The 13,145-nt window shown below is 63.4% G+C and carries 13 protein-coding genes; 8 read left to right on the forward strand and 5 right to left on the reverse strand.

Going from position 1 to position 13,145, the window contains the following annotated elements; genetic code table 11:
* Position 1 precedes the first annotated feature (1 nt).
* The 7 genes from ACH107_RS04825 to ACH107_RS04855 are packed head-to-tail and all read left to right on the forward strand — an operon-like array spanning position 2 to position 7,158.
* Positions 2-322 (forward strand): gene transfer agent family protein, encoded by a 321-nt coding sequence (locus tag ACH107_RS04825; RefSeq protein WP_412504882.1) that lies wholly within the window; start codon positions 2-4, stop codon positions 320-322.
* Positions 319-525 (forward strand): rcc01693 family protein, encoded by a 207-nt coding sequence (locus ACH107_RS04830; RefSeq protein WP_412504883.1) that lies wholly within the window; start codon positions 319-321, stop codon positions 523-525. The genes ACH107_RS04825 and ACH107_RS04830 overlap by 4 nt, the downstream gene beginning before the upstream one ends.
* A complete protein-coding gene (locus ACH107_RS04835; RefSeq protein ID WP_412504884.1) occupies positions 518-1,177 on the forward strand; it encodes a phage tail tape measure protein in 660 nt (219 codons plus the stop codon). The genes ACH107_RS04830 and ACH107_RS04835 overlap by 8 nt, the downstream gene beginning before the upstream one ends.
* 16 nt (positions 1,178-1,193) lie before the next feature.
* Positions 1,194-1,826, forward strand: coding sequence for a TIGR02217 family protein (locus tag ACH107_RS04840; protein ID WP_412504885.1), 633 nt, complete (start codon positions 1,194-1,196; stop codon positions 1,824-1,826).
* Entirely contained in the window at positions 1,823-2,713 is an 891-nt protein-coding gene (locus tag ACH107_RS04845; protein ID WP_412504886.1) for a DUF2163 domain-containing protein, read from the forward strand. The genes ACH107_RS04840 and ACH107_RS04845 overlap by 4 nt, the downstream gene beginning before the upstream one ends.
* Positions 2,710-3,150 (forward strand): peptidase, encoded by a 441-nt coding sequence (locus ACH107_RS04850; protein WP_412504887.1) that lies wholly within the window; start codon positions 2,710-2,712, stop codon positions 3,148-3,150. The genes ACH107_RS04845 and ACH107_RS04850 overlap by 4 nt, the downstream gene beginning before the upstream one ends.
* Before the next feature lie 6 nt (positions 3,151-3,156).
* Entirely contained in the window at positions 3,157-7,158 is a 4,002-nt protein-coding gene (locus ACH107_RS04855) for a glycoside hydrolase/phage tail family protein (RefSeq protein ID WP_412504888.1), read from the forward strand.
* A gap of 6 nt (positions 7,159-7,164) precedes the next feature.
* Here ACH107_RS04855 and ACH107_RS04860 read toward each other — a convergent pair whose 3' ends face one another.
* Positions 7,165-7,512, reverse strand: coding sequence for a TraR/DksA family transcriptional regulator (locus ACH107_RS04860; protein WP_412504889.1), 348 nt, complete (start codon positions 7,510-7,512; stop codon positions 7,165-7,167).
* A gap of 76 nt (positions 7,513-7,588) precedes the next feature.
* On the opposite strand from ACH107_RS04860, the gene cysE reads away from it, so the two are divergent.
* Positions 7,589-8,395: a serine O-acetyltransferase gene (cysE, locus tag ACH107_RS04865; protein WP_412504896.1), complete on the forward strand. Its 807-nt coding sequence runs from the start codon at positions 7,589-7,591 to the stop codon at positions 8,393-8,395.
* 103 nt (positions 8,396-8,498) lie between these two features.
* On the opposite strand, the gene ACH107_RS04870 is transcribed toward cysE, so the two are convergent.
* From ACH107_RS04870 to pdhA, 4 genes are all read right to left on the reverse strand, one after another.
* Positions 8,499-8,855, reverse strand: coding sequence for a hypothetical protein (locus ACH107_RS04870; RefSeq protein WP_412504890.1), 357 nt, complete (start codon positions 8,853-8,855; stop codon positions 8,499-8,501).
* Between the two features lie 171 nt (positions 8,856-9,026).
* Positions 9,027-10,373 carry a pyruvate dehydrogenase complex dihydrolipoamide acetyltransferase gene (locus tag ACH107_RS04875; RefSeq protein WP_412504891.1) on the reverse strand — a complete coding sequence of 449 codons (1,347 nt, stop codon included), beginning with the start codon at positions 10,371-10,373 and terminating at the stop codon, positions 9,027-9,029.
* 13 nt (positions 10,374-10,386) lie between these two features.
* Positions 10,387-11,778 carry a pyruvate dehydrogenase complex E1 component subunit beta gene (locus ACH107_RS04880; RefSeq protein WP_412504892.1) on the reverse strand — a complete coding sequence of 464 codons (1,392 nt, stop codon included), beginning with the start codon at positions 11,776-11,778 and terminating at the stop codon, positions 10,387-10,389.
* Between the two features lie 15 nt (positions 11,779-11,793).
* Positions 11,794-12,804 carry a pyruvate dehydrogenase (acetyl-transferring) E1 component subunit alpha gene (gene pdhA / locus ACH107_RS04885; protein ID WP_412504893.1) on the reverse strand — a complete coding sequence of 337 codons (1,011 nt, stop codon included), beginning with the start codon at positions 12,802-12,804 and terminating at the stop codon, positions 11,794-11,796.
* Between the last annotated feature and the right edge of the window lie 341 nt (positions 12,805-13,145).

The raw sequence follows: 13,145 nt of genomic DNA on the forward strand, positions 1-13,145 counted from the left end.
CATGGCCAATCCATGGACAGGTGAAGTTGCGTTGGTGATCGACGGTGAACGGCACGTCCTGAAACTGACGCTCGGAGCGCTGGCAGAACTGGAGGGCAGGTTGGAAACAGGAACGCTCGTCGAGCTCGTGGAACGGTTCGAGAGCGGGGCCTTCTCCAGCCGTGATGTGCTGGCGCTGATCGTGGCCGGCCTGCGCGGTGGCGGGTGGCAGGGACGTATCGCCGACTTGACGACTGCCGAGATCGAGGGCGGCCCGGTTGGCGCCGCGCGAACGGCGGCCGCGTTGCTGGCCCACGCGTTCAATGTGCCGGATGCGCAATGAAGGATGGCTTTGACTGGCCGTCGCTGATGCGCGCGGGAATGCAGGGCTTGCGCCTGACACCGCGCGAATTCTGGGCGCTGACGCCCGCGGAACTGCGGGTCATGCTGGGCCATGGGCGCGGTTCCGCACCATTGGCGCGGCAAAGGCTGGATGAGCTTCTGCAAGCCTATCCTGACAAGATCGGAGCGACGAAAGATGGATGATTTGGACCAGCTCGACGAGCTTGGCGTGGAACTAGCCGAACTGGACGAGACGCTGGAAAACACGGGCGGGATGGCGGCGGCCTTCAACGCCGAGCTGACACGGGTTCGTGGTAGCCTCGAGGAGACCGGCAAGGATGTTCGCACCCTCGAGCGCGGCCTGAGCCGTGGCTTGAAACGCGCGATCAAAGGGGCAGTCATTGACGGTGACAGCCTGTCGGATTCACTGCACGGCTTGGCCAACACGATGATCAACACGGCGTTCAACGCCGCGGTCCGCCCGGTCACAGACCACATGGGCAGCATGGTGGCGCAAGGTCTGGGCGATGCCGTCGGCGGTCTGCTGCCCTTTGAAAAAGGGGCGAGTTTCGCTCAGGGGCGGGTGCAGCCCTTTGCGTCGGGCGGCGTCGTGACGGGGCCCGTTGCCTTTCCGATGCGCGGGGGCACCGGTTTGATGGGCGAGGCCGGGCCGGAGGCGATCATGCCCTTGGCCCGTGGGCCTGATGGCCGCTTGGGTGTTCAATCACGCGGTGGCGGCCATGTCCGCGTGGTGATGAACATCTCCACCCCAGATGTCGAGGGATTTCGTCGCAGCCAGGGACAGGTCGCCGCGCAGCTTGGCCGGGCCATCAGCCGCGGCGATCGTAACCGCTGAAGGATAGGAGGCTCGAATGGATTTTCACGAGGTACGCTTTCCGGCAAGCCTGAGCTTCGGCTCGGTCGGCGGGCCCGAGCGCCTGACCGATGTTGTCACGCTGAGCAACGGGTACGAGGAACGCAACACCCCATGGGCGCATTCGCGCCGGCGCTATGATGCGGGCGTGGCGATGCGTTCGCTGGACGACATCGAAACGCTGATCGCGTTCTTCGAAGCACGCCGCGGGCAACTGTTCGGGTTCCGCTGGAAGGACTGGACCGATTTCAAGTCAGGGGCGGCGCGGGCAGAACCGTCCTATCGCGATCAGGTCATCGCGACAGGCGACGACCGGACAGTCAGTTTCCAACTGGTGAAGAATTACAGGTCCGGCGGACAGACATACCGGCGCCCGATCCGCAAGCCCGTTGCGGGCACGGTCAGGCTGGGCCTGTCCAACGAAGAACAGAAGGAAGGCGTGCATTACGAAGTCGACCTTGGCACGGGGATCGTGACGTTTGCCCATCCGCCGAACACGGGCGTCGAAATAACCGCCGGTTACGAATTCGACGTTCCCGTGAGGTTCGACACCGACCGAATCCAGACCAGTTTGGCAAGTTTTCAGGCCGGAGATGTTCCAAACGTCCCTGTGGTGGAGATCCGCGCATGAGCGACCTTGATGAGACCCTCAAAACCCATCTGGAAACCGGTATCACCACGACATGTCGATGCTGGGCGGTCACGCGTACCGATGGCCGGATCATGGGCTTCACCGACCACGACCGGGACCTCGCGTTCGATGGCATCACGTTTCAAGCCGGCACGGGGTTGAGCGCGCTGGCCGTACAGCAGACAACCGGCCTGTCGGTTGACAATACGGAAGCTCTCGGGGCGCTGATCGACGCGGCGATCACCGAGGCGGACATAGAAGCGGGCCGTTTCGACGGCGCCGAGATACGCGCGTGGTTGGTCAACTGGCAGGATGTGGCCGCGCGTCACTTGCAGTTTCGTGGCACTATCGGGGAAATAAGGCGCGGCGGCGGTGCCTTCCGGGCGGAGCTGCGCGGCTTGACCGAGAAGCTCAACGTGCCTCTGGGACGCGTTTATCAGAAGCCGTGCAGCGCGGTCCTTGGCGACGGCGCTTGCCGGTTCGACCTCGATACGCCGGGGTACAGTATCGAGCTTCCGGTTCAGCAGGTCGCCGATCGCCGCGTTTTCCGCTTCGACGCGCTGGACGGCTTTACGGACGGATGGTTCCGTCATGGCATGCTGCGGATGAAAAGCGGCGCCGCCGAGAGCTTGCGCGCCCTGATCAAGCGGGATCGGATGGAAGAGCACGCGCGGGTCATCGAACTCTGGCACCCGTTGAGGGCGGCGGTGGTCCCCGGGGACCTGCTGCGGCTGGAAGCCGGGTGCGACAAGCGTTTCGAAACCTGTCGGCTTAAATTCAACAACGCGATCAATCATCAGGGTTTTCCGGATATTCCCGGAGATGACTGGATCATCACGGATCCCGGCAAGACGGGGGCTCTGGATGGCGGGAGCCGCAGGTCATGAGCATCGACGGACATGCGATCGTTCGCGAGGCACGTGGCTGGATCGGGACGCCCTATTGCCATCAAGCGAGCTGCAAGGGCGCCGGAACGGATTGCCTCGGGCTGCTGCGCGGGATCTGGCGCGAGCTCATGGGCGCGGAACCCGAAATGCCGCCCGCCTATTCTATGGACTGGGGTGAGCTGAGAGTCGATGAAGTCTTGTGGCGCGCCGCCGCGCGCCATCTGCGAGGAAAAACGCTGACCGCAGAGGCGCCCGGCGACATCCTGCTGTTCCGCATGCGCAGCGGCGCGGTCGCCAAGCATCTTGGCGTTGCGGCCCGGTTGGGTGCCGATGCCAGCTTCATTCACGCTTATTCCGGACACGCGGTGCTGGAAAGCCCGCTGAGCGCGCCGTGGCGTCGCCGCATCGTGGCCCGGTTCGAATTTCCAAGGGAGTGATCGGCAATGGCGACAATTCTTCTCTCCGCGGCCGGAGCGGCGATCGGGGGTACGATGGGCGGTACCGTTCTGGGGCTTTCCTCGGCCGTGGCCGGTCGTTTTGCCGGTGCCGTGATCGGCAGGTCCATTGATCAGCGTCTGCTCGGCCAAGGCTCGGACGTGGTCGAGACGGGGCGGGCGGACCGGTTGCGCCTCACCGGGGCCGGTGAGGGCGACCCCGTCGCGCAGGTGTACGGACGGATGCGGGTCGCCGGCCAGATCATCTGGGCAACCGAGTTTCGCGAAGAAGTGACAGTGCGTGGCGGCAGCGGCAAGGGCGGGCGCTCGGCCGAACCCGAAAGACGCGAGATCACGTACTCGGTCAGCCTAGGCGTCGCGCTTTGCGAGGGCGAGATCACCCATGTCGGCCGCGTGTGGGCGGACGGCACGGAGATCGCGCGCGACAGCCTGACCATGCAGGTGTACCGCGGGACCGCGGACCAGACGCCCGACCCCAAGATGGAGGCCGTGGAAGGCGCCGGTCAGGTGCCGGCCTATCGCGGCACGGCCTACGTGGTGATCGAGGATCTCGGGCTCGGGCGGTTCGGCAACCGTGTGCCCCAGCTCACCTTCGAGGTCTGCCGGCCCGCCCAACCGGATCAGGCAGGCGCCGAAATGGATCCCGCGCACGCGGTAACCGGGGTGGCGATGTTGCCCGGCAGTGGCGAATATACCTTGGCCACCACCCCGGTAACGATGGATTTCGGTCCGGGTTCGGGACGGTTCGCGAATGTGAATTCGCCGTCGGGCAAGGCCGATTTCACGACCTCGGTGGAGTCGTTGCTGGGTGAATTGCCACGATGCCGGGGCACGTCCCTGATCGTCAGCTGGTTCGGTGACGATCTGCGCTGCGATCAGGCAACGATCCGGCCCAAGCCGGAACAGCAGGAATTCGAAAGCGCCAACATGCCCTGGGAAGTTTCGGGCGTGACCCGGCAATCGGCGCAGCCCGTCGCACAGGATGCCGAGGGACGGCCGGTGTACGGTGGCACGCCCGCCGATGCTGCCGTGATCGAAGCGATCCTCGGCTTGCAACAGGCCGGGCAGGACGTCATGGTCTATCCGTTCATCCTCATGGAGCAGATGCGCGGCAACGGCTTGCCCGATCCGTGGAGCGACGCCGAGGATCAACCCGTTCTGCCGTGGCGTGGCCGGATCACGACATCGGTCGCGCCGGGCCGGCCGGCAAGCCCGGACGGCACCGCCGCGGCGGTGGCCGAGGTAACGGCGTTTTTCGGGACAGCACGCGCCACCGATTTCTCGATCGTTCCGGTCGACGCCGTCGAGCCCGACGAAACCGAGGAAAGCGACGCCTTGTCGCTACTGAGCTACGGCGGCGTGACCAAGCGCAGTCCCGTGTCGTACCACGGGCCGGAGGAATGGAGCTATCGCCGGTTCATCCTCCATCAGGCGGCACTTTGCGCTGCGGCAGGGGGTGTGGAAAGCTTCTGCATCGGGTCCGAGATGCGCAGCCTCACGCAGATCCGCGGGCCCGCCAACAGTTTTCCGGCCGTCGATCAGTTGATAGACCTTGCCGCGGAGGTCCGCACGATACTGGGCCCCGAGGTCAAGATCAGCTATGCTGCCGACTGGTCGGAGTATTTCGGATATAAGCCGGGCAATGGTGACAGGTTCTTTCACCTCGATCCCCTCTGGGCGGACGCGAACATCGATTTCATCGGTATCGACAACTACATGCCGCTTTCCGATTGGCGCGACGGCCCGAAACATGCCGACTCCCGCTGGGGCGAGATTTACGAGCTGGGCTATCTTCAGTCGAACATCGAGGGCGGCGAGGGCTACGACTGGTACTACCCGACCCCCGAGGCACGCGCGGCGCAGCGCCGTGAGCCCATTACCGATGTGGCACACGGTGAGCCGTGGATCTGGCGGTACAAGGATATTCGCAACTGGTGGAGGCACGCGCACCACGATCGTGTCAACGGGGAGCGCCAGGGCACGCCCACGCCATGGGTGCCGCAGTCAAAACCCGTGCGCTTTACCGAATACGGATGCGCGGCGATCGACAAGGGCACCAACCAGCCCAACAAGTTCCTCGACCCGAAATCTTCGGAATCGCGCCTGCCGCATCATTCGAGCGGGCAGCGCGACGAGCTGATCCAGCTTCAGTATCTGCGCGCGATGGCGGGTTACTGGCGTGATCCGGCGAAAAACCCCGTTTCCGAGGAATACGGCGGACCCATGATCGACATGGAACATGCCCATGTCTGGGCATGGGATGCACGGCCTTATCCGTTTTTCCCGTTGAACCGTCAGTTGTGGACGGACGCCGAGAACTACGCGCGCGGCCACTGGATCACGGGGCGGGCATCAGGGCGCACGCTGGCCTCGGTCATCGACGAGATAACGGCCCGCGCCGGGCTCGCCGCGCGGGACACCGCACGGCTGCACGGCTACATGCGCGGCTATCTGGTGGAGGAAATCGGCGAAGCACGCAATACGTTGCAGCCGTTGTCGCTGCGCTACGCGTTCGACGCTGTCGATCGCGACGGTTTCCTGCGTTTCGTCCCGCGCGGTGGCGAAGAACACCGCCGGTTGGACCCCGAGCACCTCGTTCGCCATCCCGAGCTTGACGGGACAGTCGAGCAATCGCGCGGCAACCCCGCCGACCTTGCCGGGCGTGTTCGGTTGCGCTTTGTCGAGGCTGACGGTGATTTCGAGGTCATCGCCGAGGAAGCTATCCTTCCCGACGATGAAACCCATGCGGTGTCCACCTCGGAAATGCCGCTGGCCATGACGCGCGCCGAGGGCCGTCAAACGGTTGAGCGGTGGCTTTCCGAGTCGCGTATCGCGACGGATGGGGTGCAGCTGGTGCTTCCCCCCTCGATGCTGGATCTGGGCGCGGGCGATGTCGTGGCGTTGCCCGAAACTGGCGGTGACGGGCTGTATCGCGTGGACCGGTCGGAGCAGATGGGTAACGCGCAGAAACTGGAAGCGGTGCGCGTGGAACCCGAAAGCTATCGTCCCATACTGGTTGACGAGGTGCCGGCGCCCTTGCGGGCCTTCGCAGCCCCGACTCCGATATCGGCGCTTTTCCTCGATCTGCCGCTACTGAGCGGTGACGAGGTGCCGCACGCGCCGCACTTGGCTGTCATGGCCGATCCGTGGCCGGGGACGGCAGCGCTTTACGCCTCGGACAGTGATGCGGCCTACAAACTTAACACGCTGCTTGCGGCGCGTAGTCCCGTGGGGGTCACGCAGACACCGCTCTTCCCGGCCCCGGCCGGACGTATCGACCGTGGGGAGGGGCTTTTCGTCAAGATGCTGTTCGGCCAGCTGGAAAGTATCGAGCAATCGGCATTTCTGGCCGGCGGGAATCTGTGTGCCATTGGCGATGGTACCCCGGATAACTGGGAAGTGTTCCAGTTCCGGGATGCGGAGCTGGTGGAAACCGGCACGTATGTCCTGCGCAACCGCCTGCGCGGACAGCAGGGCACCGAGACACAACAGCGCGACCCGTGGCCGCCGGGATCCTACATCGTCCGGCTGGACGGCTCGCCGATGCAGATCGGGATGGCGGATGCGCAGAGGGGGCAGGCACGCCATTACCGGATCGGGCCGGCTGACCGGCCCGTCGACGACCCGGCCTATCAGCACGCGGTTCTGGCGTTCGACGGGATCGGGTTACGCCCCTATGCGCCCGCGCATCTCAGGATGGACCAGCAGAGCGGCGCACGCCACTACAGCTGGGTGCGGCGGACGCGGATCGGCGGTGATCGGTGGGACACACCCGAGGTGCCTCTGGGCGAGGAAACCGAGCGATACCTCGTCCGCGTGACAAACGAGGGCGAGGTGTTGCGCGAGGTGATCGTGCCGGGGCCGGAATGGACCTATTCGGCACAGGCACAGGCTGCCGACGGTTTGACAGGTCCGTTCGAACTGCGCGTGGCTCAGGTGTCAGCCGCTTTCGGGCCCGGCAGCTTCGCCGTGCTCGAACAAACGGTCTGACCGGCCTCAGCCGCTGGCGCAGGACACGCAGCGCGTCGCCGCCGGGTCGAGGCCGAGGCGGCCGCGCGCGATTTCCTCGCCGCAATCCTCGCAGTAGCCGTACTCGCCCGCGTCCATGCGTTTCAGGGCCGCCGTCAGCCGGGTTTTCTCGGCTTGGCGGCGGGCGTGGCCGGCCTTGGCCATGGCTTGGTTCTGGAGAGCGTCCATCCGGCTCAGCCTGCCGACGGCCTGCTGATCCAGTTCCACCGTGGCCTGCGCCGCCTCGCCACGATCGTCTTCCTCCGCCAGCTGCTGCAAGCGGGCCTCGATCAGGGTGCGCATTTCTTGCAGCGTCGCGTTATTCTTGTCGGACATTGAAACCATCACGCCTTTGCATTTTACCGATGCATCTTATCTGATATCCTCTAAAGACGTCCACAAGGAGGCTGCCATGGCCGAAACCCGCGCGAAACTTGCCGAGCTGGACCCGGTATGGGCCCGGATCAAGACAGAGGCCGAGCAATCCATAAATGACGAGCCGCTGCTCGGCGGGTTGGTTCACTCGTCCATCCTCCACCACCAGACGCTCGAGTCCGCACTGGCGTATCGAATTTCGTTGAAGCTGGCATCGACCGAAATGCCCGAGCAGATCCTTCGCGAGATCTGTGACATGGCTTACGATCAGGACAATAGCATCGGCATCGCCGCGCGGGCCGACATCGTTGCCGTCAATGATCGTGACCCGGCATGTGACCGGTTCATTCTGCCCATGCTTTTCTTCAAGGGTTTTCAGGCAATTCAAGCGTATCGCGTGGCCAATTGGCTGTGGCGCCAAGGCCGGCGCGATCTGGCGCGGTTCTTCCAGATGCGGTGTTCCGAGGTGTTCGGCGTCGATATCCATCCTGCGGCAAAGATCGGCAAGGGCATCATGATCGACCATGCCCATTCGATTGTCATCGGTGAGACGGCAGTGGTTGGTGATAACGTCTCCATGCTGCATTCGGTCACGTTGGGGGGAACGGGCAAGGAAGAAGAGGACCGCCACCCCAAGATCGGCGACGGTGTGCTCATCGGGGCCGGGGCCAAGGTTCTTGGCAACATAAAGGTAGGCAATTGCAGCCGCGTGGCTGCCGGATCGGTGGTTCTTGCAGACGTGCCGCCTTGCAAGACAGTCGCGGGCGTTCCCGCCAAGATCGTGGGCGAGGCCGGCTGCGACCAGCCCTCGGTCGCGATGGATCAGCTGCTGGGCGTCCGCTGACTACAATTACTCGCGAAACGCGGGCCGGAAATTACTCGCGAAACGCGGGCCGGGAACGGAAATTTCCGGGCCCGCGAAACGTCGATGATGGCAGAGCGTCGTTTTATCCTTGTATGACGAACGTTGACGATGTTCCGTCATCCTTCGTGAAGATCGCCTTGTTCCCGTCGAACTCAACATCCTGGCAGCCGCTCCCGGCTAGGGATTTTGGTGCCGTGAGGGTCCGGCAATACCGACCATCGCGCACCTCCCACAGGCCGATGATCGCCTCACCGTTCTGTGTCGTCCCGGAAACGCTGCCATCTTCACCAAGTGTGACCGTCGTGCCGGACTCGTGAACGCCGGTCATCCCCGACAGCCGCGCTTGGAGCGGGTCGGTCTCTTCCATCGGAGCCGTTGACATGCAGCCTGTCAAAATGACGCCAGCAAAAGTTGCATATGCCAAGTATTTCAAGGTCATGTTTTCACCTTACCTCTATGAAGCAATACACTTTCATAACGAACTCAACGGTGAAAAATCCGCTTTCACGAGTCAACCCCGGATGGCATCCTGCCGATCGCGAAAATGGCTGTCCAGCGTTCAGCCAGACAGCCAACCGGCGGATAACAGTCCGGAATACGCGATGATCCGTCAGGCCAGCATGACCATCGGGTTCTCGATGTTCTGAACGATATGGTCCAGCAATTGCGCACCGAGCGCGCCGTCGATCACGCGGTGATCGACACTGAGCGTGACGGACATGACCGTTGCGACGCTCAACTCGCCATCACCGCCGACAACAGGTTTCTTCACCCCTGCGCCGACGGCCAGAATGCCACCATGGGGCGGGTTGATCACGGCGTCGAAATTATCGATGCCGAACATGCCGAGGTTGGAAATGGCGAAACTGCCGCCCTGGTATTCCTCGGGCGCCAGCTTGCGGTCCCGGGCACGCGTGGCCAAGTCCTTCATTTCGGCGGACAAGGCTGACAGCGATTTCATCTCGGCATCCTTGAGAACGGGTGTGAACAGCCCGCCGTCTATGGCCACGGCCACCGCAACGTCAGAGGGTGTCAGCTTGAGGACCCGGTCGCCGGCCCAGACGGCGTTTGCATCCGGCACCGCCTGCAATGCCAGCGCGCTGGCCTTGATGATGAAATCGTTTACCGAGAGTTTCACGCCGCGCGCTTCGAGCTGTTTGTTGAGCTGGCTGCGGAATTTCAGCAACGCGTCGAGCTTGATATCGCGCCGCAGGTAGAAATGCGGGATCGTCTGCTTGGCCTCGGTCAACCGGGCGGCGATGGTGCGCCGCATCCCGTCGAGCTTGATTTCCTCGTATTCGCGGTCCTGGTACATCGCCGCGACAGCGTCTGCCGACGGGCCCGCAGGAGCGGGGGCACTCGCGGGCTTGTCCTCGGGCTTGGCCGTTTCCGCGGCCCGCGCCTCGGCGGGCTGTGCACTTTCCACGTCAGCCTTGACGATGCGGCCACGCGGGCCGGAGCCGGTCACTTGAGTCAGATCCAGCCCCTTTTCGGCCGCGATGCGACGGGCGAGCGGCGAGGCGAAAATGCGGGTTCCGCTGTTGTCGCGCGGCGCGGCCGGGGCCTTGGTATCGCTTTGCACAGGAGCGGACGCGCCCGTTGCCGATGGGGCAGGGGCCGCTTCGGTGCTTGCCTGTGGTGCGGTTTCTGACCCTTCGGACCCTGATTGCGCCGCCGGGTCGGCCGGGGCATCGCCAATATCGTCGGTGCTTTCACCGTCTTCCAGCAGGACGGCGATGGGCGTGTTGACCTTCACCGCCTCGGTGCCTTCCGACACGAGGATCTTGCCGACCGTGCCCTCGTCGACGGCCTCGAATTCCATCGTGGCCTTGTCGGTTTCGATCTCGGCCAGCAGATCGCCGGAATTGACCGTGTCGCCTTCCTTGACCAGCCACTTGGCCAGTGTGCCCTCTTCCATCGTGGGGGACAGGGCGGGCATGAGAATTTCCGTTGGCATCGCGTCTGTCTCCTTACCGATAGGTCACTTGGCGCACGGCGTCGAGAACTTCCTCGGTCGATGTCAGCGCCAGTTTCTCCAGGTTCGCGGCATAGGGCATGGGCACGTCTTTGCCCGTGCAATTGATCACCGGCGCATCGAGATAGTCGAAGGCGCGCTGCATCAGAACAGCCGAAATGTGGTTCCCGATCGAGGCGACGGGCCAGCCTTCTTCGACAGTCACGCACCGATTGGTCTTCATCACGCTGGCGATCACCGTGTCGTAATCCAGCGGGCGCAGGGTCCGCAGGTCGATCACCTCGGCGCTCACACCGTCCTCCGCCAGCCGGTCTGCGGCGTCCATCGCGTAGGTCATGCCGATCCCGAAGCTCACAATGGTCACATCGCTGCCCTCGCGCCAGATCTTGGCCTTGCCGAAGGGGACGGTGAAATCATCCAGTTTCGGCACCTCGAAGGACTTGCCGTAGAGTATCTCGTTTTCAAGGAAGATCACCGGGTTCGGGTCGCGGATCGCCGTCTTGAGCAGTCCCTTGGCATCGGCGGCGGAATAAGGCTGAGCAACCTTGAGCCCCGGTATTTGCGCGTACCATGCCGCGAAGTCCTGACTGTGCTGGGCCCCGACCCGCGCCGCGGCGCCGTTGGGGCCGCGGAACACCATCGGGCAGCCCATCTGCCCCCCGGACATGTAGAGCGTCTTGGCTGCCGAATTGATGATCTGGTCGATCGCCTGCATGGCGAAGTTCCACGTCATGAATTCGACGATGGGGCGCAGCCCGCCAAAGGCCGCGCCGACGCCGATCCCGGCAAAGCCATGTTCGGTGATGGGCGTGTCGATCACGCGCTTGGCGCCGAACTCGTCAAGCATGTTCTGGGTTATCTTGTACGCGCCCTGGTACTCGGCGACCTCTTCACCCATGATGAACACGCTGTCGTCGCGGCGCATCTCCTCGATCATCGCGGTGTTGATCGCCTCGCGCACGGTCATGTTCTGCATCTCGGTCCCGTCGGGCCAATCCGGGCTGGTATCGGGGTCGGGCCCGTTGTCGGACCCGGCCATCGCGGCCGCCGGGGCCTTGGCCGGGGTGGCGGCGGACTCCGGCGCGGGCTCGGGTTGGGCCGTCGCCCCGCCTTTGGACGCGCTGTCGAGATCCTCGGCCGTTTCGCCTTCATCCAGCAGGACAGCGATCGGCGTGTTGACCTTCACTGCCTCGGTGCCTTCGGAAACGAGTATTTTGCCGATGGTTCCCTCGTCCACCGCCTCGAATTCCATCGTGGCCTTGTCCGTTTCGATTTCGGCCAGGATGTCGCCCGAATTGACTTCGTCGCCTTCCTTCACCAACCATTTTGCAAGCGTCCCCTCTTCCATCGTGGGGGAAAGCGCGGGCATCAGGATTTCAGTTGCCATTGTGTCGTCTCCTGCTCAGGCGTCTTGCGGGGCAACGTCGGCGTAGACGTCCGTCCACAGTTCCTCGGTGGCCGGTTCCGGGCTGTCCTTGGAGAATTCGGCCGCGTCGTTGACGATCCCTTTTATCTCCTTGTCGATCGCCTTGAGGTCCTCCTCGGTGGCGTGCTTGCCCGATAGCAGCAGCTCGCGGACATGCTCGATCGCGTCCTTTTCCTCGCGCATTTTCTGCACTTCCTCGCGCGTGCGGTACTTGGCCGGATCGGACATTGAATGTCCGCGGTAGCGATAGGTCTTGATCTCCAGGATGTACGGCCCCTTGCCCTCGCGACAGTGCGCCACGGCCTTGTCACCGGCTTCTTTCACGGCGAGGACGTCCATACCGTCCACCGCTTGGCCCGGAATGCCGAATGCGTCGCCGCGCGTGTAGATGTCGGGCGTGGACGTCGACCGCTGCTGCGACGTCCCCATGGCGTACTGGTTGTTCTCGATCACGAAGACCACAGGCAGGTCCCAGAGCGCGGCCATGTTGAATGTCTCGTAAACCTGACCCTGGTTCGCGGCCCCGTCGCCGAAATAGGTGAAGGTCACGCGATCGTTGTCGCGATACTTGTCGGCAAACGCCAGTCCGGCGCCGAGCGGCACATTGGCCCCGACGATGCCGTGGCCACCGTAGAAGTGCTTTTCCTTGCTGAACATGTGCATCGAGCCGCCCTTGCCACGGGAATACCCGCCGTCCCGCCCGGTCAGCTCCGACATCACGCCGTTCGGGTCCATGCCGCAAGCCAGCATGTGCCCGTGATCACGGTAGGTCGTGATGCGTTTGTCGCCGTCTTCCGCCGCCGCCTCGAGCCCGACAACGACAGCCTCCTGCCCGATGTAAAGATGGCAAAAGCCGCCGATCAGGCCCATCCCGTAAAGTTGCCCTGCTTTTTCTTCGAATCGTCGGATAAGAAGCATGTCGCGATAAAATTGCTTGAGTTCTTCTGCGGAAATATTTGGTTTGTTTGCGGTTTTTCTGGCAGCCATGAACGGGGCGCTCCCTTGTCGTCCGTATAGTTTAACCTTAAACTACCATATACACGAGATGATCTTGTTTTTCGAGGTCGAATTTCGGCCGCCCGTCACTCGGTGCTTTCCAGAAACAGGCAACTCGTCACCCGCGATCCAACAGTGATCTCATCGCGAATGCGGGCGGCCGTGCAGGGTTTCCGGCTGCTGGACCTGACCCTGATGGCGCACGTCATCAGGCCTACAGCGTTTCGGCTTGATGAACCGTCCCGGGTTTCCGAGAGGGTAAAACTCTCAGAGGATGACCCTTATGGAATCGAAGAAGCGAACCCCGAAGTACACGGCCGAGTTTCGCGAGC

This window comes from Roseovarius halophilus (ex Wu et al. 2025), assembly GCF_047086965.1.